17 protein-coding genes and 1 tRNA gene are annotated in these 21,209 nt (G+C 50.4%); 10 read left to right on the top strand and 8 right to left on the bottom strand.

Annotated elements, in window-relative coordinates; all coding sequences use genetic code 11:
* A complete protein-coding gene (gene ilvI / locus M2371_RS19165) occupies nt 1-1,725 on the bottom strand; it encodes an acetolactate synthase 3 large subunit (protein WP_172895542.1) in 1,725 nt (574 codons plus the stop codon).
* 403 nt (nt 1,726-2,128) lie between these two features.
* Nucleotides 2,129-3,073 carry a transcriptional regulator LeuO gene (leuO, locus tag M2371_RS19160; protein WP_172895543.1) on the bottom strand — a complete coding sequence of 315 codons (945 nt, stop codon included), beginning with the start codon at nt 3,071-3,073 and terminating at the stop codon, nt 2,129-2,131.
* 845 nt (nt 3,074-3,918) lie between these two features.
* Here leuO and leuA point away from each other — a divergent pair.
* From leuA to leuD, 4 genes are read left to right on the top strand one after another with little or no spacing between them, the layout of a single operon-like run.
* On the top strand, nt 3,919-5,490 hold the full coding sequence (gene leuA / locus M2371_RS19155; protein WP_034460961.1) for a 2-isopropylmalate synthase: 1,572 nt from the start codon (nt 3,919-3,921) through the stop codon (nt 5,488-5,490).
* A 1-nt stretch (nt 5,491) separates the two neighbouring features.
* A complete protein-coding gene (gene leuB / locus M2371_RS19150) occupies nt 5,492-6,583 on the top strand; it encodes a 3-isopropylmalate dehydrogenase (RefSeq protein WP_034493341.1) in 1,092 nt (363 codons plus the stop codon).
* Nucleotides 6,584-6,585: 2 nt separating this feature from the next.
* On the top strand, nt 6,586-7,986 hold the full coding sequence (gene leuC / locus M2371_RS19145; protein ID WP_172895544.1) for a 3-isopropylmalate dehydratase large subunit: 1,401 nt from the start codon (nt 6,586-6,588) through the stop codon (nt 7,984-7,986).
* An 11-nt stretch (nt 7,987-7,997) separates the two neighbouring features.
* Nucleotides 7,998-8,603: a 3-isopropylmalate dehydratase small subunit gene (gene leuD / locus M2371_RS19140; protein WP_034493337.1), complete on the top strand. Its 606-nt coding sequence runs from the start codon at nt 7,998-8,000 to the stop codon at nt 8,601-8,603.
* Nucleotides 8,604-8,742: 139 nt separating this feature from the next.
* On the opposite strand, the gene M2371_RS19135 is transcribed toward leuD, so the two are convergent.
* From M2371_RS19135 to trmB, 3 genes are read right to left on the bottom strand one after another with little or no spacing between them, the layout of a single operon-like run.
* On the bottom strand, nt 8,743-9,459 hold the full coding sequence (locus M2371_RS19135) for a DUF2884 domain-containing protein (protein WP_034493335.1): 717 nt from the start codon (nt 9,457-9,459) through the stop codon (nt 8,743-8,745).
* A gap of 54 nt (nt 9,460-9,513) precedes the next feature.
* Entirely contained in the window at nt 9,514-9,840 is a 327-nt protein-coding gene (locus M2371_RS19130; protein WP_034493333.1) for a YggL family protein, read from the bottom strand.
* The gene (gene trmB, locus M2371_RS19125; RefSeq protein ID WP_034493331.1) at nt 9,840-10,559 is read right to left on the bottom strand and encodes a tRNA (guanosine(46)-N7)-methyltransferase TrmB; all 720 of its coding nucleotides are present in this window, start codon (nt 10,557-10,559) and stop codon (nt 9,840-9,842) included. The genes M2371_RS19130 and trmB overlap by 1 nt, the downstream gene beginning before the upstream one ends.
* Nucleotides 10,560-10,711: 152 nt before the next feature.
* Here trmB and mutY point away from each other — a divergent pair, with 152 nt between their 5' ends.
* The 4 genes from mutY to M2371_RS19105 all read left to right on the top strand — a co-directional run bounded on the left by mutY (nt 10,712) and on the right by M2371_RS19105 (nt 14,833).
* Nucleotides 10,712-11,809: an A/G-specific adenine glycosylase gene (mutY, locus tag M2371_RS19120; protein ID WP_259268474.1), complete on the top strand. Its 1,098-nt coding sequence runs from the start codon at nt 10,712-10,714 to the stop codon at nt 11,807-11,809.
* A gap of 114 nt (nt 11,810-11,923) precedes the next feature.
* Nucleotides 11,924-12,196 (top strand): oxidative damage protection protein, encoded by a 273-nt coding sequence (locus M2371_RS19115; RefSeq protein ID WP_034493327.1) that lies wholly within the window; start codon nt 11,924-11,926, stop codon nt 12,194-12,196.
* Between the two features lie 54 nt (nt 12,197-12,250).
* On the top strand, nt 12,251-13,327 hold the full coding sequence (gene mltC / locus M2371_RS19110; RefSeq protein ID WP_172895547.1) for a membrane-bound lytic murein transglycosylase MltC: 1,077 nt from the start codon (nt 12,251-12,253) through the stop codon (nt 13,325-13,327).
* 252 nt (nt 13,328-13,579) lie between these two features.
* Nucleotides 13,580-14,833, top strand: coding sequence for a nucleoside permease (locus M2371_RS19105; RefSeq protein WP_259268473.1), 1,254 nt, complete (start codon nt 13,580-13,582; stop codon nt 14,831-14,833).
* Nucleotides 14,834-14,877: 44 nt separating this feature from the next.
* On the opposite strand, the gene M2371_RS19100 is transcribed toward M2371_RS19105, so the two are convergent.
* On the bottom strand, nt 14,878-17,016 hold the full coding sequence (locus M2371_RS19100) for an ornithine decarboxylase (RefSeq protein ID WP_259268472.1): 2,139 nt from the start codon (nt 17,014-17,016) through the stop codon (nt 14,878-14,880).
* Nucleotides 17,017-17,452: 436 nt separating this feature from the next.
* Between M2371_RS19100 and M2371_RS19095 the strand changes: the two genes are divergently transcribed.
* A tRNA-Phe gene (locus M2371_RS19095) sits at nt 17,453-17,528 on the top strand.
* A 183-nt stretch (nt 17,529-17,711) separates the two neighbouring features.
* Nucleotides 17,712-19,067: an HdeD family acid-resistance protein gene (locus tag M2371_RS19090; protein ID WP_259268471.1), complete on the top strand. Its 1,356-nt coding sequence runs from the start codon at nt 17,712-17,714 to the stop codon at nt 19,065-19,067.
* A gap of 1 nt (nt 19,068) precedes the next feature.
* On the opposite strand, the gene M2371_RS19085 is transcribed toward M2371_RS19090, so the two are convergent.
* Together M2371_RS19085 and M2371_RS19080 are read right to left on the bottom strand one after the other, a co-directional pair.
* Nucleotides 19,069-20,427 carry an 8-oxoguanine deaminase gene (locus M2371_RS19085; protein ID WP_259268470.1) on the bottom strand — a complete coding sequence of 453 codons (1,359 nt, stop codon included), beginning with the start codon at nt 20,425-20,427 and terminating at the stop codon, nt 19,069-19,071.
* Nucleotides 20,428-20,624: 197 nt separating this feature from the next.
* Nucleotides 20,625-21,170 (bottom strand): hypothetical protein, encoded by a 546-nt coding sequence (locus M2371_RS19080; RefSeq protein ID WP_259268469.1) that lies wholly within the window; start codon nt 21,168-21,170, stop codon nt 20,625-20,627.
* Nucleotides 21,171-21,209 lie beyond the last annotated feature (39 nt).

The raw sequence follows: 21,209 nt of genomic DNA, 5'->3' as shown, positions 1-21,209 counted from the left end.
TCAGGTTCTCTCCGTTTTGCTTAACCACATCTCATCCATACCACCGCCACGGATTTGCATTGGGTAGACATGCTCAGTGCCATCAACAGTGACGTCAACAAAGACCAGACGCTGATTACGCACCGCTTCTAGTGCTTCAATTAGTTTGCTTTCCAGTTCTTGCGGCTCGCTGATACGGATCCCGACATGCCCGTATGCTTCAGCTATACGCACAAAATCAGGTAATGATTCCATATAGGACTGGGAATGGCGGCCAGAATAAATCATATCCTGCCACTGCTTCACCATACCGAGATAGCGGTTATTGAGATTGAGCACCAGCACCGGCAAGCCGTATTGCAGCGCGGTTGAAAGCTCCTGGATATTCATCTGAATACTGCCATCGCCCGTCACACAAACCACGGTTTCTTCCGGCAAGGCCATTTTCACCCCTAATGCAGCAGGAAGGCCGAACCCCATCGTGCCGAGGCCACCCGAGTTAATCCAACGGCGAGGTTTATCAAAGGTGTAATAGAGTGCGGCAAACATCTGGTGCTGGCCGACGTCAGACGTGACATAAGCCTCGCCATTGGTCAGGCGATAGATCGTTTCAATGACCGCCTGGGGCTTAATTTTGTCGCTGGTTCTGTCAAACTCGAGGCACTGACGCGCACGCCATTGATCAATCTGCTGCCACCAGTCACGAATTTCATCACAGCCCTGCTGCAGCTCTTCTTGCGCCAGCAGATCCAGCATTTGCTGTAGAACTTGTCTGGCATCGCCCACAATCGGAATGTCGGCCCCCACTGTTTTGGAAATCGACGTCGGATCAATGTCGATATGCAGCACGGTAGCATTCGGGCAGTACTTCGCCAGATTGTTAGTCGTACGGTCATCGAAACGCACACCCACGCCGAAAATCACGTCGGAGTTGTGCATCACCATGTTGGCTTCGTAGGTTCCGTGCATCCCTAACATGCCAAGCGCCTGGCGATGTGTACCGGGGAATGCCCCCAGGCCCATTAAAGAGGAGACAACGGGAATATTGAGTTTCTGAGCAAGCTCGAGCAATTCATCATGGCAGGAAGAGGTAATGGCACCACCGCCGACGTACATAACTGGTTTTTTAGCTGCCAACAGCGTTTGCAATGCACGCTTAATTTGCCCTTTGTGCCCCTGAGTTGTGGGGTTGTAAGAACGCATGCTGACACTTTCAGGGTAACTATATGGCAGTTTGTTTGCCGGACTCATGATGTCTTTCGGCAAATCTACCACAACCGGGCCTGGCCGGCCGCTTGCCGCAAGCCAGAAGGCTTTTTTGATAATGCCGGGAATATCTTCAGCTTGTTTGACTAAGAAACTGTGTTTCACGATCGGGCGCGAAATCCCCACCATGTCGCATTCCTGGAATGCATCATAACCAATCAACGAAGTCGCGACCTGGCCTGATAGCACGACCATCGGAATTGAGTCCATATACGCGGTGGCAATGCCGGTGATTGCATTTGTGGCTCCAGGGCCAGATGTGACCAGCACAACACCAACTTCACCCGTCGCACGCGCCAGGCCATCAGCCATATGCACGGCTGCTTGTTCATGGCGTACCAGCACATGATCAATGCCGCCAATAGTATGAAGCGCATCGTAAATATCGAGTACAGCGCCTCCGGGATAGCCGAATACATACTTAACGCCCTGATCAATTAATGACCGGACGACCATCTCGGCTCCTGACAACATCTCCATGGTTTGCCTCCAGGCTTACGTGTTTGACCGACTGCAAAAGTCATTTCTGCGAGTCGTTGAGGCAGGTTGTTGCGCCCTGCATTTAATTTTAATAATCCGACTAACATAACCGTTGAAAATCAGGCAATCAATTGCCAATCTTCAGGCGCAGCAAGAGAGTTTGCCTGTGAATACTGCAAAACACTTTCCTGGCGGAGTTAAGCTCTGAGCATAAGCAAAAATTATGATTGAAAATGTTCTGAATGATAGCTTTGTAGGTTAAATCTAATTAACACAGGATTTATTGAACAAGCGGGGCGGGAAACTCGAAACCAACAACAGTGCAAAAAACTGCAAAAGACAAAAAATAAAGAATAACCGGATAGATTTCACTACCCGGCTTAAATTGATTATCAGACTGAATCTATTTACTGCATACCGTTGTAAGCAGCTTCTCCATCCACTGATGCCCTTTATCGCGTCCGGCTGCTTCATGCCAGGATAAATAGCAAGTTGAAACGTTATCTTTCAGGGGTAACGGGAATATTTGCAACTGCAGAGAGTCTGCAAACTCTTCTGCCAGCCAGCGCGGCGCGATAGCGACCAACTGAGTCTGCGAAACCACATTTAACACGCTCGTCATCGCCATTCCTTGATACGAAATGCAGGCTTGCTTCTCTGCGGTGAGATACCAGGGAGCACTAAAGGATGCGAAACGCTCAAGTGACACTACCGCATGCTTTTCGTTATAAATATCTTCTTCTGTAAGCGGTTTAATTAAGCGTGGATGTTTCTTACTGGCAACCAACACCATTTCATCTTCAAACAAGGGTACACAAGTAAATTCTGGACGACGGAATTCCGTATAGCTAATAACAAACTCCGTTTCCTGATAGCGTAATTGATGCTCAATATCTTTATTTAATGCCGACTTGAAGAGTAATTGAATACCAGGCGCAAAGCGCTTCATATTATTAAAGATGACGGATGTCAGCAAATTGTCTAACGGACTGCTGACGCAGATGTTAAATATTCGTTCGCTGCTGCCGGGTTCAAAACCTGCACCAGGGAGTTCGTTCTGGACTAATTGCAATGCCTGGCGTATCGAACCAAACAACTGGAAAGCACGCGCTGTAGGCTGAATGCCACGGCCATAGCGTACAAACAGTTCATCATTGAACATAATTTTCAAACGAGCGACCGCATTACTCACCGCAGGCTGGGACATTCCCAACGATTGAGCTGCGCGGGTAATATTCTGCACCTGCATAACAGCATCAAATACAGTGAGCAAGTTTAAATCCACAGAACGTAGTTGAGGTTTAAACCCATCATGAACTGCCGGTTGTTGTACATAATTATCAGACATGACTGACTCCACTAAGTTGTCGATTCCGTTTTTGCAGATAAGCGCTGCAAGTGATTTTTATTATTATTCGTTATTCAAGCACGTTGAATAATGGAATAAAAAACGTAATTTATATTGTTAAATATAAATTTAAGGAACTCATTTGCTCTGACGCACCGACACGCCGCCAGCGTCTCTCAGGCCAGCGAAAATATAAGGTGTTATATGTTTTATTCGTAATCAGTTGATTCCAGAAGCATGCTAATCAAATCACAAAATGACTTCGCACACAATGATTGGCCTAGTGAATAATATATTAAGTATGGATAACATCATCGTTTCAGAAACAAACGTTCTACCCATAATCAAACAATAAGAAAAGATGATAAATTCCTAAAATAGAACCAAAATGATGATTAACCCCCTCAAATCATAACCATGATGAATACAACGCTTATTAAATATATTATTTTTAATTGTTTCTGAGGATTTCAATTTTACCTGATCCAGTAAGAAGTCTTTTTTCATACTTCTTATATATATTATGAAACATGATTTCCTTAGCACAGATCGCTAAGACCCCCTCTAAGCTTTCGCCTCCAAAATGTACGCATAAAGCAATCGAGTGTTGACACTGCAAAGCAGATCAAGTACCAATAAATGCATAACGAAATTCACTTGGGGCTTGAAACATGATTCGCAGCAACCGCCTACTAGGTCTACTACTAAACGCAACTTCATTGCGCGGTAGGCTGGTGGGCGAAATCAAGCGTTGATTCAAGCCATCAGACAGAAAAAACCCGCGCCACTGCGCGGGTTTTTTTATGCTCGTAGCAAGGGCCCCTAAGACGAGAAAGGACCACAACATGAGCCAACAAGTCATTATTTTCGATACTACTTTGCGTGATGGTGAGCAGGCATTACAGGCAAGTCTGAGTGTAAAAGAGAAGCTGCAAATCGCAATGGCGCTGGAACGTATGGGTGTTGACGTGATGGAAGTCGGCTTCCCGGTATCTTCTCCAGGCGACTTCGAATCCGTACAAACCATCGCTCGCAATATCAAAAATAGCCGTGTGTGTGGCCTCGCTCGTTGTGTTGATAAAGATATTGATGTTGCTGCAGAAGCGTTGAAAATTGCCGAAGCCTTCCGTATTCATGTGTTCCTGGCCACTTCTACCATGCACATCGAAACCAAATTACGCAGCACTTTCGATGATGTCCTGGCTCGCGCAGTCAATTCCGTGAAACGCGCCCGCAACTATACCGATGACGTAGAATTCTCGTGCGAAGATGCAGGCCGCACACCAATCGACAACCTGTGCCGTATCGTAGAAGCAGCCATTGGCGCAGGCGCGACAACTATCAATATTCCAGACACCGTGGGTTACACCACACCGGTACAGTTCGGCGGCATTATTCAGACGCTGTACAACCGCGTACCAAACATTGATAAAGCGATTATTTCGGTCCATTGCCACGACGATTTAGGCATGGCAACCGGCAACTCAATTGCAGCGATTCAGGCGGGTGCGCGCCAGGTTGAAGGCACACTGAACGGTATCGGCGAACGTGCCGGTAACACTGCGCTGGAAGAAGTCATCATGGCCATTAAAGTTCGCGGCCAAATGTTGGACGTGCATACCAATATCAACCACCATGAAATCTACCGCACCAGCCAGATCGTCAGCCAGCTGTGCAACATGCCAATCCCTGCCAACAAAGCGATTGTCGGCTCGAACGCCTTCGCGCACTCCTCCGGTATTCACCAGGATGGCGTGCTGAAAAACCGCGAAAACTACGAAATCATGACACCGGAAACTATCGGTCTGAACCAGGTACAGTTGAACCTGACCTCCCGCTCTGGTCGCGCAGCTGTAAAACACCGCATGGAAGAGATGGGCTATAAAGAAGACGATTACAACCTGGACTCTTTGTACGACGCCTTCCTGAAACTGGCCGATAAAAAAGGCCAGGTCTTTGATTACGACCTGGAAGCGCTGGCGTTCATCGGTAAACAACAAGAAGAACCTGAACATTTCCGCATGGAATACTTCAACGTGCAGTCTGGCTCAAGCGTGATTTCTACCGCTTCTGTCCAATTGCAGTGTGGCGAAGAAACACAATCTGAAGCAGCAACGGGCAATGGCCCGGTCGATGCGGTCTACCAGGCGATTAACCGCATCACCAATTACGATGTTGAATTAGTGAAATACCAGTTGTCTGCGAAAGGCCAGGGTAAAGATGCATTGGGTCAGGTAGATATCGTTGTGACCCATAAAGGCCGCCGTTTCCACGGTGTAGGTCTGGCGACCGATATTGTTGAATCTTCTGCGAAAGCGATGATAAACGTGCTGAATAACATCTGGCGTGCGGGCATCGTCGAAAAAGAATTGCAACGCAAAGCTCATAATAAAGAAAATAATCAGGAAACCGTGTGACATGTCAAAAACTCATCATATAGCAGTATTGCCGGGTGACGGCATTGGCCCAGAAGTTATGGCTCAGGCGCTGAAAGTGCTGGATGCAGTTCGTACGCGCTTCGATATGCGCATTACTACCAGTCAATATGACGTGGGTGGCATTGCAATCGACCGTCACGGCAACCCATTGCCGCCGGTTACTGTTGAAGGCTGCGAGCAGGCAGACGCGATTCTGTTCGGCTCCGTCGGTGGCCCGAAATGGGAACATCTGCCTCCGGCTCAACAACCTGAGCGTGGGGCATTATTGCCGCTGCGTAAACACTTTAAACTGTTCAGTAATTTGCGTCCTGCTCGCCTGTATCAAGGGCTGGAAGAGTTTTGCCCGCTGCGTGCCGATATCGCCGCTAACGGTTTCGACATCCTGTGCGTACGTGAATTAACCGGCGGTATTTACTTTGGCCAACCGAAAGGCCGTGAAGGTTCCGGCATGCATGAGAAAGCCTTTGATACCGAAGTGTATTACCGCTTTGAGATCGAGCGCATTGCACGCATCGGTTTTGAATCTGCCCGCAAACGTCGCAGCAAAGTCACCTCGATTGATAAAGCTAACGTGCTGCAATCGTCGGTAATGTGGCGTGAAATTGTTGGCGAAATCGCTAAAGAATACCCGGACGTTGAGCTGTCACACATGTACATCGACAACGCCACCATGCAGCTGATTAAAGACCCGTCCCAGTTTGACGTGTTGCTGTGCTCCAACCTGTTTGGCGACATTCTGTCTGACGAATGCGCGATGATCACCGGTTCCATGGGCATGTTGCCTTCGGCAAGTCTGAACGAACAGGGTTTCGGCCTGTACGAACCTGCGGGCGGTTCCGCGCCGGATATCGCAGGTAAAAATATTGCTAACCCAATTGCGCAGATCCTATCTTTGGCTTTGTTACTGCGCTACAGCCTGGATGCTGAAGAGGCCGCTCAGGCCATCGAAAACGCTATCAACCTCGCGCTGGAAGAAGGTTTCCGTACCGGCGATTTGGCTCGTGATGGCAATGCAATCAGCACCGACGAAATGGGCGATACCATTGCTCGCTTCGTGGCAGAGGGGAAATAATCATGGCGAAAACGTTATATCAGAAGTTGTACGATGCCCACGTCGTTTACGAAGCAGTGGATGAAACGCCGCTGTTGTACATCGACCGTCATCTGGTTCACGAAGTGACATCTCCACAAGCGTTTGATGGCCTGCGTGCGCACAAGCGCCCGGTGCGCCAGCCTGGCAAAACGTTTGCCACCATGGACCACAACGTTTCTACGCAGACTAAAGACATCAACGCCTCCGGCGAAATGGCTCGCATTCAGATGCAAGAGTTGATGAAGAACTGCAAAGAATTTGGCGTTGAACTGTATGATCTGAATCACCCATTCCAGGGTATTGTCCACGTGATGGGCCCTGAGCAAGGCATTACATTGCCTGGCATGACCATTGTTTGCGGCGACTCCCACACCGCGACCCACGGCGCATTTGGCGCACTGGCGTTCGGGATCGGGACTTCTGAAGTTGAACACGTGCTGGCAACGCAAACCCTGAAACAGGGCCGTGCGAAAACAATGAAGATTGAAGTGACCGGCACCGCCGCACCAGGCATCACAGCCAAAGATATCGTGCTGGCAATCATCGGTAAAACCGGCAGCGCGGGCGGCACCGGGCATGTGGTGGAATTCTGCGGGAGCGCAATTCAGGCGCTGTCGATGGAAGGCCGCATGACGCTGTGCAACATGGCAATCGAAATGGGCGCTAAAGCGGGCATCGTTGCGCCAGACGAAACCACCTTTAACTACGTGAAAGGCCGTCTACACGCGCCGAAAGCCGCCGACTGGGACGAAGCCGTTGCCTACTGGAAGACTTTCAGCACTGACGAAGGCGCCAAATTCGATACGACTGTGACGCTGGACGCCGCAGAAATCGCCCCGCAAGTCACCTGGGGCACCAACCCAGGCCAGGTGATTTCCGTCACCGAAAACATTCCAAATCCAGATTCTTTCGCGGACCCAGTAGAGCGTGCTTCTGCTGAAAAAGCATTGGCCTACATGGGCCTGAAACCAGGTGTTCCTTTAACTGAAGTCGCGATCGATAAAGTGTTTATCGGTTCATGCACCAACTCGCGCATTGAAGATTTACGTGCTGCGGCGGAAATTGCTAAAGGCCGTAAAGTGGCACCAGGCGTGCAGGCGTTAGTGGTCCCAGGTTCCGGCCCGGTAAAAGCGCAGGCCGAAGCAGAAGGTCTGGATAAGATTTTTATTGAAGCAGGCTTTGAATGGCGTTTGCCGGGTTGCTCGATGTGCCTGGCGATGAACAACGACCGCCTTGAACCGGGCGAGCGTTGCGCTTCCACCAGCAACCGTAACTTCGAAGGTCGTCAGGGACGTGGCGGTCGCACGCATCTGGTTAGCCCGGCAATGGCCGCCGCTGCCGCCGTCTCCGGTCACTTTGCTGACATCCGCACGTTGAAATAAGGGAAAACACCATGGCAGAGAAATTTGTTCAACATACCGGCCTGGTCGTTCCGCTGGATGCCGCAAACGTTGATACCGACGCAATCATTCCTAAGCAGTTTTTGCAGAAGGTAACGCGCACGGGTTTTGGCGCTCACCTGTTTAACGACTGGCGTTTTCTGGATGATGCAGGCCAACAGCCGAACCCGGAATTCGTGCTGAACTTCCCGGAGTTTAAAGGCGCTTCTATTTTGCTGGCGCGTGAAAACTTCGGCTGTGGTTCTTCGCGTGAGCACGCGCCGTGGGCATTAACTGACTACGGCTTCAAAGTGGTTATCGCGCCAAGTTTTGCGGATATCTTCTACGGCAACTCATTCAATAATCAGTTGCTGCCGGTGACGTTGAGCGAAGCAGAAGTCGATGAGCTGTTTAAGCTGGTTGCGGCAAATCCGGGGATTAAATTCGTGGTCGACCTGGAAGCACAAACCGTGATTGCAGGTGAGAAAAGTTACTCGTTTAACATCGATACTTTCCGTCGACACTGCATGTTAGAAGGGCTGGATAGCATCGGTCTGACGCTACAACACGAAAGTTCTATTTCTGCTTACGAGCAGAAACAACCGGCGTTTATGCGTTAATAAACTGCAAATCTTATACCCAAGATAATTCGAGCTGCATCGCGGCGGCAAGTGTTCGAGGCCCAGGGAGCTTACATGAGTAAGTGACCTGGGCGAGAACATGCTGCCAACAAAGAGGCAGCTTGAAGTATGAAGGGTATTACTTCAGCGTTTCGACCAGCCCTTTGCGCTGCCCTTCTAGCGTCACCACTTTGCTACAAACATCACGGCCAAACTGCTCGAAATCTTTTTCCTGGTTCTTCCACTCGTTTTGAATCGAAGTCTGTAAACCACCGAGGCTACCCAGCACGCCTTGCAGCGGATTGCCGCCACCTTTCAAAACGGCTTTCGCACCCATCTCATTGATGCTGTCTTGCAATATGCCGCCCATCGCCTGATTCACCAGCTGTTGCCCTTCGGAGCGCACTTGATCAATGGCTTTGTAATGGAAGGTCAAACCATCCGGGCGAGTCTCGATAATTCGGTTCATCTGCTGCTTAAGTTGCGCGTCTAGTTTCGTCAGGCGACCGCGCATATTGCTGCTTTCACCCACTTCTTTAGCGATGATCTTATCCAGCGCAACACGCCCTTTCTCAACGCGAGCCAACGCGCCGTTGTTGATCCAAGGAAGATCGGTGCGCAACGCTTTCTGGTAATCCAGTGCCAACTGGCGCTGCGTTGCGTTTAATGTGTGTGGCTTGCCGTTAAATTGCAGGCTGCCATCCGGGGCAATAACCAGATTGCCATTTTCACCCACAACCTGAACGGACTGCGGATTAATAACCACGTCATCGCGAGGCGTGACGCTGCATTTATAGTCGGCCTGCGCCTGCATCGCGGTTAGCAGCAGAACGCCCATCAAAGCCTTACGAATCATAGTTACTCCTGAAAAAAAGGGCCGGTTTTCACCAGCCCATTTGTACTATTTCAATCAATCCCACCAGACATCAAACAGATCGCTGGTGCGAACGTCTTCAGCCTTGTGCTCTTCAAGCCATTTGCGCACCAGAGCTTGATGCTCTTCGGTGCATTTGCCGATTTCCTGCAGGCAAATTAAGCCTTCCCAGGAAAGGTGGCCGCCGCCATCAAAAGCCAGACCATTTTTATCAATAACTTCATCAATGAATTCATCAACGATTTTATCGATTTGTTCTTCGGAGGTGCCTTCCGGGAAACGCCATGCAACAGAGAACCCCACTTCCTGGAATTCGTCGATGTGCATTTTTTTACGCAAACGACGACTACGATTAATTGCCATTACTTTACCCTCTCGAACATTAAGTCCCATACGCCGTGACCAAGACGATGGCCACGTTGTTCAAATTTGGTCACCGGACGCGAATCCGGTCGCGGTACGTAGTCGTTACTCTCAGACTGGTTTTGATAACCATCAATAGAGGACATCACTTCGAGCATGTGTTCTGCATAAGGTTCCCAGTCGGTTGCCATATGGAACACACCGCCCAGTTTCAGTTTACTTTTCACGAACTCGGCAAACGGCACCTGAACGATACGGCGCTTATTATGACGCGCTTTGTGCCACGGATCAGGGAAAAAGAGCTGAACCATGGATAAAGAATTGTCAGGAACCATTTTTTGCAGCACTTCCACTGCGTCGTGACACATCACGCGCAAGTTCTCAACGCCCTCTTCATGAGCGGTTGCAAGGCATGCGCCCACGCCCGGCGAGTGCACTTCAATGCCTAAAAAGTTCTGCTGTGGATTAGCCTTTGCCATTGCCACCAGCGACGTACCCATGCCAAAACCGATTTCCAGGGTGACTGGCGCTTCGCGGCCAAACAGCTCGGTAAAATCGACAGGCGCGTCTTGATATTCAACGCCCATCACCGGCCAATAGTTTTCCAGTGCGAACTCCTGGCCCTTAGTCAGGCGGCCCTGGCGGCGCACAAAACTACGAATCCGGCGCATTGCGCGGCCTTCTTCATTAAATTCCGGTGAGATGACGTCATTTTTCATGGTGTTCAGGCTTTAGTTAGTGTTCGGGAAACGGGCATTATCCAAAGTTAATGGTGAGAAGCAAGCACCAGAAAGTTCCGGTTTACAGCACAGAGTCGTCTGTGCTGGAATCAGCCCCCTAATTCACACATTTATCGGATGGCCTGGCAACAATGACACAAGCGCCGCAATTCTCCCACCAGGTTCTCGACTGGTATCAAAAATACGGCCGCAAAACACTGCCATGGCAACTCGAAAAAACGCCTTACAAAGTATGGCTGTCTGAGGTGATGTTGCAACAAACGCAGGTTGCCACCGTCATTCCTTACTTTGAACGCTTTATGGCGCGCTTCCCGACCGTCACCGATCTTGCCAACGCGCCACTCGATGAAGTTCTGCATCTTTGGACGGGTCTGGGTTATTACGCCCGCGCGCGCAATCTGCATAAAGCTGCACAAATGGTCGCTAATCAGCACAATGGCGTGTTCCCGGAAACTTTTGAAGAAGTCGCCGCACTGCCGGGAGTGGGGCGTTCGACCGCGGGCGCGATCCTTTCTTTGTCGCTTGGTAAGCATTTCCCGATTCTGGATGGCAACGTCAAACGCGTGCTGGCCCGTTGTTATGCCGTGTCCGGTTGGCCGGGTAAAAAAGACGTCGAGAAAAAACTCTGGGACATCAGCGAGCAAGTCACCCCAGCCAATGGTGTGAGCCAGTTTAACCAGGCAATGATGGATCTTGGCGCAATGGTTTGCACCCGCTCGAAGCCAAAATGCGAGCTTTGCCCGGTGAATAATCTCTGCGTGGCCTACGCCAATAATAGTTGGGCGAGCTATCCTGGTAAGAAGCCGAAGGTGACAATTCCCGAGCGCACCGGCTATTTCCTGATGATGCAGCATCAACAAAGTATTTTGCTTTCTCAGCGTCCGGCTGTTGGCCTGTGGGGCGGGTTGTACTGCTTCCCGCAATTCACAACCGAACAAGAACTTCGCGACTGGCTGGCGCAACGTCAGATTCCCGCCGATAATCTCACGCAATTAAACGCCTTCCGCCATACATTCAGCCACTTCCATCTGGATATCGTCCCGATGTGGTTGCCAGTGCTTTCGTTTAGCGGGTGCATGGATGAAGGAACCGCTCTCTGGTATAACTTAGCGCAGCCACCGTCCGTAGGACTGGCCGCCCCTGTAGAGCGTTTGTTACAGCAATTACACGCCGAACCGGTGGTCGTTACCCAAAATAATTCGAGTTGCAGGAAGGCGGCGACGCAGTGAATCCTCAGGAACTTACTCTAGTAAGTGATTGAGGTGAGCGAGGAAAGCCAACGCACATGCAGCTTGAAGGATGACGGGTATAAACCCGGCAAGAGCCGTTGAAGAGGAATAACCATGAGCAGAACTATTTTTTGTACTTACCTGCAACGTGACGCAGAAGGCCAGGATTTCCAGTTGTATCCAGGTGAACTTGGCAAACGTATTTATAACGAAATCTCAAAAGAAGCCTGGGCTTTATGGCAAACAAAACAAACCATGCTGATTAACGAACGCAAAATGAGCATGATGAACCCGGAACATCGCAAAGAACTGGAAGCAGAAATGGTCAACTTCCTGTTTGAAGGCAAAGAAGTTCACATCGAAGGCTACACGCCACCAGAAAAATAAAATACAGGGGCCGCTGGCCCTTATGTACATCAAGCCCAACGCATACACGGAACGATGAAAAAATTTCTCGCGCTAGCTCTGGTTGTCCCGTTGCTCATCTCATGTTCGAGCAAAAAAGAAGATTCCTATAACGAGGCGTTTGTTAAGGACACGAATGGTTTTGATATTTTGATGGGGCAGTTTGCCCATAACATCGAAAATATCTGGGGCATAAAGGAAGTGTTGATTGCGGGTCCAAAAGACTACGTAAAATATACCGACCAATATCTGACCCGTAGCCACATCAACTTTGACGACGGTACGATTACCATCGAAACCATTGCTGGCACCGATCCCGCCGCCCATTTGCGCCAGGCGATCGTATCCACTTTGCTGATGGGTGATGATCCGGGTTCCATCGATCTTTATTCCGATGTTAACGACGTGCAGATCTCCAAAGAGCCGTTCCTGTATGGCCAGGTTGTGGATAACACCGGGCAGCCGATTCGCTGGGAAGGTCGTGCGTCTAAATTTGCTGATTACCTGCTGCAAACGCGCCTGAAAAGCCGCAGCACCGGGCTGAAGATCATCTACAGCGTGACGATCAACCTGGTGCCAAACCACCTGGATAAACGTGCGCACAAATATCTCGGCATGGTGCGCAAAGCGTCGAAGAAATACGGCGTAGATGAATCGCTGATTCTGGCAATTATGCAAACGGAATCGAGCTTTAACCCGTATGCCGTCAGCCATGCCGATGCCCTCGGCCTGATGCAGGTTGTGCAGCACAGCGCGGGCGTTGATGTCTTCAAATCTCAGGGGAAATGGGGCAAACCAAGCCGCAGCTTCTTGTTTGATCCAGAAAGCAATATCGATACCGGTACGGCTTACCTGGCGATTCTACAAGACAGTTACCTGAGCGGAATTGATAACCCAACATCGCGCCGCTACGCCGTTATCACAGCTTACAACGGGGGTGCAGGCAGCGTGCTTCGCGTGTTCAATAACGATAAGAACCGCGCTTACAACATTATCAACAGCATGACGCCGGGTGATGTGTATCAGACGCTGACCACTCGCCATCCTTCTGCGGAATCACGCCATTATCTGTACAAAGTGAATACCGCCCAGAAGAGCTATCGCCGCCGCTAACGCCTTTGTTTGACTATCTTCTGCCATCCGTTGTGGTGGCAGAAGATACCGCCCCTTCCTGATTTTCCCCGCCTGATTTGCAAAAATGTAACCAGCGTCACTATTCTCGAATGTAACCAAAAGATGTTTTCATTTATTTGCTGAATGTACCAAAAATTTCACCACAGCACTGCTAATGTTACGATCACAACATATATTGCCTTATATGTTAAAAAACTAACATCTGCTATTAACCTCTGTGAGGATATTTACATGAACCTTAAGCTGCAGCTTAAAGTACTTTCGTTTCTGCAGTTCTGCTTGTGGGGAAGTTGGCTGACGACGCTCGGCTCATACATGTTTGTCACCCTCAAGTTTGATGGTGCAGCCATCGGCGCTGTATACAGTTCATTGGGTATTGCTGCGGTATTTATGCCGACGCTACTCGGTATTATTGCGGACAAATGGATTAGTGCGCGCTGGCTCTATGCGGGTTGTCATGTGGTAGGTGCCATTACATTGTATTTTGCAGCCCAGGTGACTTCACCGAGTGCGATGTTTATCGTGATTCTGCTCAACTCACTGGCTTACATGCCAACGTTAGGGCTGGTGAACACGATTTCTTACTATCGCCTGCAATCGGCGGGAATGGATATCGTCAGTGACTTCCCACCTATTCGTATCTGGGGAACTATTGGCTTTATCTTCGCGATGTGGGGCGTGAGCTTCTCAGGCTTTGAACTCAGCCACATGCAGCTTTATATCGGCGCAATATTGTCAGTTGTCCTCGCCCTGTTCACTCTAACTCTGCCGCATATTCCGGTTGCTAATGCACAGAAAAACCAAAGCTGGAGCTCAATGTTAGGGCTGGATGCCTTCGCGTTGTTCAAAAACAAACGCATGGCTATCTTCTTCATCTTCTCAATGCTGTTGGGTGCCGAACTGCAAATTACCAATATGTTCGGTAATACCTTCCTGCACAGCTTTGACCAGAACCCGCTGTTTGCCAGTAGCTTTATTGTCGAACACGCGTCGGTGCTGATGTCTATTTCGCAGATTTCTGAAACCGTATTTATTCTGACGATTCCATTCTTCCTGATTCGATACGGTATCAAGAATGTGATGCTTATCAGTATCGTCGCGTGGATGTTGCGCTTCGGCCTGTTTGCTTTTGGCGACCCAACGCCGATGGGCACCATGCTGCTGGTGCTGTCGATGATCGTCTACGGTTGCGCCTTCGACTTCTTCAACATTTCCGGTTCCGTGTTTGTTGAAAAAGAAGTCAGACCAGAAATCCGTGCCAGCGCACAGGGCATGTTCCTGATGATGACAAACGGCTTTGGTTGCATTCTGGGCGGGATTGTCAGCGGTAAAGTGGTTGAGCATTACACACTGCAAGGTATCACCGACTGGCAAACCGTATGGCTGATTTTCGCCGGTTACTCGCTGGTGCTGGCCTTCGCCTTCGTCGCACTGTTCAAATATAAACATGTCAGAACGCCAGCGGCCATCCAGCCAGCAATCTGATTGATAATGTCTCCCGTTTCATTCAGAAGCGGGAGACATTGTTATTACGCCTTAATTACATATCCGTACAAGCGCTTAATTCCGTCAGCATCTGTTTCGCTATACACGCCCTGCAATTCCGGTGAGAAGCCTGGCAGCATATTCACACCCTCTTCAAGAGCCAGGAAGTAACGCAGCGCGGCACTGCCCCACACTTCGCCAGGGACTACGCACAACACGCCCGGTGGATACGGCAACGCGCCCTCAGCCGCGATACGCCCTTCCGACTGGCTCAGACGCACCAGCTCTACATTGCCACGAATAAACTCGCTATTAGCATCCTGCGGATTCATCGCGACTGCAGGCAGGCTGGCTTTGCGGAACATCGCTTTTTGCAGATCCTTCACTTCAAAGCTGACATAAAGATCGTGCATTTCCTGGCAAAGCTGGCGCAGCGTGTAGCCTTTATAGCGCTGTGAATATTTCTGATAGATAGTCGGCAGAACATCCGCCAGCGGCGTATCGTCTTCAATATGCTGTTCAAATTGCGCCAGCATCGCCACCAGATGCGCCATCTTTTCAGTGCTTTCGGCAGGCGTCAGTAAGAATAAAATCGAATTCAGATCCGATTTCTCAGGAACAATTCCGTTCTCACGCAGATAATTTGCGAGGATCGCCGCAGGCACGCCAAATTCAGTGTAATGACCGGTTTGCGGATCAATACCCGGCGTCGTCAGCAGCAGTTTGCAAGGATCGACAAAATACTCATCTTGCGCATACCCTTCAAAGCCATGCCATTTTTCGCCCGGTTCAAAGCTGAAGAAACGACGCTCCTGCGCGATGGTTGCAGTCGGATGATCCTGCCACGGCTTGCCCGCCACCACGGGTGGAATAAAAGGTTTGATCATCTTGCAGCTGGCGATAATGGCTTTGCGTGCTTCGATGCCCTGCACCACACATTCCGCCCACAGGCGGCGGCCACTCTCCCCTTCATGGATCTTCGCATTCACATCAAGTGCAGCAAATAACGGATAGAACGGGCTGGTTGAGGCATGCAACATAAAGGCATTGTTCAGCCGTTTATGCGGGCAAAAACGATCCTGGCCGCGCAGATGGTTATCTTTCTTATGGATCTGCGAAGTCTGCGAGAAGCCCGCTTGCTGTTTATGCACCGATTGAGTAACAAAGATCCCCGGATCGTTCTCGTTAAGATCCAGCAAAAGCGGTGAACAGTCCGCCATCATCGGGATGAATTGTTCGTAACCGACCCAGGCGGAATCAAACAGAATGTAATCGCAAAGATGGCCGATGTTATCCACCACCTGACGCGCGTTATAAACCGTGCCGTCGTAAGTCCCGAGCTGGATTACCGCCAGGCGGAACGGACGTTTTTCCTGCGCACGCTCTGGAGCCACCTCCGCAATAAGCTCACGCAAATATTTCTCATCGAAGCAATGCGCATCAATACCACCGATAAAACCAAACGGATTGCGAGCCGCCTCGAGATAAACCGGTGTTGCCCCCGCCTGGATCAGCGCCCCATGGTGGTTTGATTTATGATTATTACGGTCAAACAGCACCAGATCGCCACGCGTTAATAGCGCATTGGTGACGACTTTATTCGCCGCAGACGTGCCGTTCAGTACGAAATAGGTTTTATCCGCGTTAAACACTTTGGCCGCGAACTTCTGCGCATGCTTTGCCGAGCCTTCATGAATCAGCAAATCACCGAGTTTGACGTCCGCATTGCACATATCGGCACGGAACAAATTCTCGCCGAAGAATTCAAAGAACTGGCGGCCAGCCGGATGTTTTTTGAAAAACTCACCGTGTTGATGGCCAGGACAGGCAAAAGTGCTGTTTTCCATCGCGACATATTTCGTCAGCGTATCGAAGAAAGGCGGCAGCAAACTTTCTTCATAATCAACGGCCGCAGTTTCCAGCTCCAGATAATCCTGCGCATCACCTTTTATCAGCCCGGTAATGCCTTCTTGCTCGCCTGAGAGATTATCAGCCGCTAAAAAAACAGGAATCGAAAAGCCCGTGCGTTTGAGTAACGCCAGAATACCGCTGCGGCTATCCGCCGCAGAAAGTACGACGGCGGCAATATCAGTGAAATCAGTGCTATCAAGCGTGACGATTTCGCGATGTGTAGACAAAGTAGCAACCACATCGTGGCTGGCGGCAATTTTCAAAGATTTCATATGCACAAATCCCAGAGTTCAAGGATGAGTGAGTGCCATGTGGCACGGCAAAGGGAGTTTTCCCCGGCGAATGTGTCTTGATGGTCTGAAGTAGGATACCCACTCCGACCGCCAGACATCAGTAAAACCAGGTATCACCTGATTTTACTGTTGTCCTGCAGTGAGCGTGCGTTGCCCTCACCGCATGGTGAGCGAGGGTCTTCGGGATACGACAGAAAGGTGAACGAGCGCCATCGAGAGATGCCGGTGAACATTGACTTTAAACATCAATAAGCGCCCCGTTGCAGATGTGTAAAATTTCGCGCAATCATGGCACCTTCTTCCCCGTGGTTCAAGGCGATGCTGCCACACAGAGCACATTATTCGTGCAAACGCACGACTTATTAACACAAAAGCGTTGACGTCAAACGGCCTTTACGGTTTAATGCGCCCCGTTGCCCGGATAGCTCAGTCGGTAGAGCAGGGGATTGAAAATCCCCGTGTCCTTGGTTCGATTCCGAGTCCGGGCACCACTATTTAGAAAAACCAGCCTAATGGCTGGTTTTTTGCTTTCTGAGATACGGATTCTCCATACCTCCTTTCGCTTATTCACCACCTTCCCAACTCCCTGACCTTCCAACCAGCCATTAGGTATTAGCGCGCGTTACTCTCTTGTGGGCTATATATTTGGAGGTGTGATTTCAGGAAAAACCCCCATGATGCGACTCACCATGATTCTGCTTGGCGTTGATTTTCTGCGTTCTCACTGGCGCGGATTGCGACGTTTCGGCTGGATTACTCTGATTGCAGGCATAATTATTTTCATTGATGCGTTGGACGGTTCACTGTTCTTCCCAATCGAACCTTTCGCCTGTCTGCTTCTGTTCGAAGGCGGTGCAACGCTGATGGTTGCTCATAGCGGTATGGGTGGGCAGCGAATTTTGCGCTACGTAAAAGGCAGCGTCTTTAGCGCTGCGGCACTACTGATTCTGGCCGGTCAGCATGACGGCAATTTTGTACTGGCGATGATCTTCGGCATGCTGTTTTTGTTCGATGGCGCTCTACAAATTGCTTCTGCCGTCGTGGTGCGTTACCGGCGTTGGCGCCCGGCGTTATGGGGTGGGATCATCGAAATTGCGCTGGCAATATTCTTCTTCCAGCCCTGGCCTTCGCACTATTCAGGAACGGTTCCCTATTGTCTCGGCCTCGGCCTGGCGTTTGCCGGCTGGAATATGTTTATTCTCGCCAACCGCGTTAAACGCGCCGCAGCAAATCCAGGACTCAAAGGCGCGGTCTATATGGAAGAAGCGGATGTTCCTGAAGTCGTGGAGTGGGATGGCCCCCCAGCCGATGACGAAAAAGCGCTGACCGTGCATGTATGGACGCCCGCAGGATCGGCCCCCAGTGAAACCATTCCCCGCCCGGTGATTAGCCGCTATATCGCTGCCGTCGACCGCAACGGTGTTATCTCCACCGGGCACGCCGCTTTAGAATCACCCGGCGGTATTTACATCAGCCTCTACCCTGCGGAATTGATTGACCAGTCACCCGACGAATTTGCCCGCCTGTTGCGTGCCACACCGGAAAACAATGTTCCGGGGCGATTCCAGCCTGATTATGCAACCGAATCGGCAAAGTGGTGCCCTTCAACCAGAAAAGTGCGCATCCGCAATTACAGTGAAGAGCGCCTGAAAACATTTTGGGAAAGTTATCGCCAGAATGAGTCCTACAATCTGACCTATCGGAATTGCTCAAGCAGCGTAGCACGGGCGCTGGAAGCCGCTCTTGAAGGCTCAGTCGGCAGGCTTTGGCATAAACGAGGGTTCTGGATGGCAATGGGGAAACTGATGTCGACGCCTGAGCTTTGGGTGGCACTGCAAATACGCAAACGCGCGCAAACCATGGCCTGGACGCCCGGTTTAGTTCTCGATTACGCTCGCGCACTCAGCATGCTGGCCGACCCACGCCCTACCGGCTGGTTTAATACCACCAGCCGGGCACTGAAGAAAATGCTTCAGCGCCGTGTGGCCTGGGAAAAAGGTAAAAGCGGAGAAGAAACGGCTGAAGATTAACTTAAATATCCGCGACGAGTTTTTTTGCAGCCTTGCGGTGGCGAGAAATAAGTTCAGGCACATCCAGCCCAACAATATTGCCATCGATGACACGCCATTTGCCGCCAATCATCACATGTTCCGCCCTTTCCGCACCGCATAACAACAGCGCTGAAATGGGATCGTGACTGCCGCTAAAACGCAGTTCATCTTGCGCAAACAGCGCCAAATCCGCTTGCTTACCAACGGCAATTTCACAGATATCACTGCGCCCAATCAATTTCGCCGAGCCTTGCGTTGCCCAGCCGAGCACACGCTGAGGTGTTATGGCTTGCGCCCCGTATCGCAAACGTTGCAGATACAAGGCTTGCCGCGCTTCATACATGATATTTGACGCATCGTTCGACGCCGAGCCATCAACCCCCAGACCAATTGCTACACCCGCGTTCTCCAAATCCACCGTCGGACACATCCCAGATGCGAGGCGCATATTAGAAACCGGGCAATGGCAAACGCCCACTCCCGCACGCCCCAGGCGCTGAATTTCACTCTCATCAAAATGGATACCGTGCGCAAGCCAGGTTCTCTCATTAAGCCAGCCGACGCTTTCCAGATAATCTACGGTTCGTAGGCCAAAGCGTTGCAGGCAGAAATTTTCTTCATCAAGCGTTTCAGCCAGATGGGTATGCAAACGCACGTCTTCACGCTGCGCGAGTTGCGCGCTGTCACGCATAATTTCGCTCGTCACCGAAAACGGTGAGCAAGGGGCAAGTGCAATTTGCATCCACGCCCCTTCTCCGCGCTGATGGTAGCGTTTAATCAGCCGCTCGCTGTCGCGTAAAATCGTCTCGCCTTGCTGCACGGTATGGCGCGGCGGCAACCCACCGTCATCCTCGCCCAGGCTCATTGAACCCCGCGTTAACACAGCACGCATTCCCAGTTCACCCACCACATCTACCTGCACATCAATCGCCTCTTCCATACCCTGTGGGAAAAGATAGTGATGGTCAGTGGTGGTCGTGCAGCCAGAAAGCAGTAACTCCGCCATCGCGACTTTGCTGGCAAGCGCCAGAGCTTCAGCATCAAGGCGTGCCCAGACAGGATAAAGCTGCTTTAGCCACGGGAACAACGGCACGTTAACGACAGGAGCCCAGGCTCGGGTGAGCGTCTGGTAGAAGTGGTGGTGAGTATTAATCAGGCCGGGTAAAAGAACTCGTTCGCTGGCATCAAACACCGCATCACAGGAAAGGGTAGGTTCGCATCCTGCGGGGACTAATTCACGAATGACCGCCCCTTCAACCACCACGCCGCCAGCGGCGTCGTGCGAATTTGCGGTAAAAACTGCGCGGGGATTTTTGATCCATAAACGTTGTGCAGACATCACTGGCTCCTGTAAATGAAGATAAAGGGAAGCCAGCTCAGTTATGACCTGTCTGCTGATCCAGGCATTGCGCGGGGCAATTTTGTGATTCTAACCAGGAAAATGGCGCGCCATCATCGCGTTTTCTTATGGCGTATTTCCAATAAAAAAAACAGGCTTTGCTGAACGTGTCAGCAAAGCCTGTTATTTTTTAAAGATTACTTCGAACCCGTTTTTACAGCAGGTTTTTCCGCCGTTTTAAGAGTTATTTCCGGCACTTTGCCAAAATCCACTTTTGCAGTTTTTAGCTTTTGAGTCAGATCGGCAGTCACATCCAGCTCAGGTGCGACTGAAACTGCAGCCTGCATCGGCATAATGACAGCAATTTTCTTCTCACTACGATAGGTATCACTGGCCGTTTTGAGCGCTTTCATCACCACAATACGCGCAGCGTTTTGTTGTGCTTTCCACTGCTGCGCAATGACGTTCTTATCCGCCTGGCGAGCGACTTCAACTTTATCTGCAGGCAAATTGGCATAGCTCTTCTCTGCCAGTTGCATGCCTTTATGAAGATTTTCATTAACAGCTTTAAGATGCGCTTGTTCCTGTTGTACCAGGCCTGATTCAACTAATACTTTTTCCACATTAATAAACTTCATTTGTGCATCTCCTGCTGGTTTTGCATCGCAACCCACGAGCAAAGCGCCCGCAACCAGTGCGATCATGACTGTCCCTGCCACATGGCGAATTAAATTTCGTTTCATTTGATATTTAACCTGCTGAAATATAAAAGTGGGCTAACC

The sequence above is a fragment of the Buttiauxella sp. BIGb0471 genome, assembly GCF_024807715.1.
Lineage (GTDB): Bacteria > Pseudomonadota > Gammaproteobacteria > Enterobacterales > Enterobacteriaceae > Buttiauxella > Buttiauxella agrestis.
The sequence above is the reverse complement of the archived record's forward strand: the minus strand, read 5'-3'. Positions and strand labels throughout refer to the sequence as shown.

Bases quoted from the DNA above. Each gene is read 5' to 3' on its own strand.
- ilvI (WP_172895542.1), bottom strand. From the start codon at position 1,725: ATGGAGATGTTGTCAGGAGCCGAGATGGTCGTCCGGTCATTAATTGAT.
- leuO (WP_172895543.1), bottom strand. From the start codon at position 3,073: ATGTCTGATAATTATGTACAACAACCGGCAGTTCATGATGGGTTTAAA.
- leuA (WP_034460961.1), top strand. From the start codon at position 3,919: ATGAGCCAACAAGTCATTATTTTCGATACTACTTTGCGTGATGGTGAG.
- leuB (WP_034493341.1), top strand. From the start codon at position 5,492: ATGTCAAAAACTCATCATATAGCAGTATTGCCGGGTGACGGCATTGGC.
- leuC (WP_172895544.1), top strand. From the start codon at position 6,586: ATGGCGAAAACGTTATATCAGAAGTTGTACGATGCCCACGTCGTTTAC.
- leuD (WP_034493337.1), top strand. From the start codon at position 7,998: ATGGCAGAGAAATTTGTTCAACATACCGGCCTGGTCGTTCCGCTGGAT.
- M2371_RS19135 (WP_034493335.1), bottom strand. From the start codon at position 9,459: ATGATTCGTAAGGCTTTGATGGGCGTTCTGCTGCTAACCGCGATGCAG.
- M2371_RS19130 (WP_034493333.1), bottom strand. From the start codon at position 9,840: ATGGCAATTAATCGTAGTCGTCGTTTGCGTAAAAAAATGCACATCGAC.
- trmB (WP_034493331.1), bottom strand. From the start codon at position 10,559: ATGAAAAATGACGTCATCTCACCGGAATTTAATGAAGAAGGCCGCGCA.
- mutY (WP_259268474.1), top strand. From the start codon at position 10,712: ATGACACAAGCGCCGCAATTCTCCCACCAGGTTCTCGACTGGTATCAA.
- M2371_RS19115 (WP_034493327.1), top strand. From the start codon at position 11,924: ATGAGCAGAACTATTTTTTGTACTTACCTGCAACGTGACGCAGAAGGC.
- mltC (WP_172895547.1), top strand. From the start codon at position 12,251: ATGAAAAAATTTCTCGCGCTAGCTCTGGTTGTCCCGTTGCTCATCTCA.
- M2371_RS19105 (WP_259268473.1), top strand. From the start codon at position 13,580: ATGAACCTTAAGCTGCAGCTTAAAGTACTTTCGTTTCTGCAGTTCTGC.
- M2371_RS19100 (WP_259268472.1), bottom strand. From the start codon at position 17,016: ATGAAATCTTTGAAAATTGCCGCCAGCCACGATGTGGTTGCTACTTTG.
- M2371_RS19090 (WP_259268471.1), top strand. From the start codon at position 17,712: ATGATGCGACTCACCATGATTCTGCTTGGCGTTGATTTTCTGCGTTCT.
- M2371_RS19085 (WP_259268470.1), bottom strand. From the start codon at position 20,427: ATGTCTGCACAACGTTTATGGATCAAAAATCCCCGCGCAGTTTTTACC.
- M2371_RS19080 (WP_259268469.1), bottom strand. From the start codon at position 21,170: ATGAAACGAAATTTAATTCGCCATGTGGCAGGGACAGTCATGATCGCA.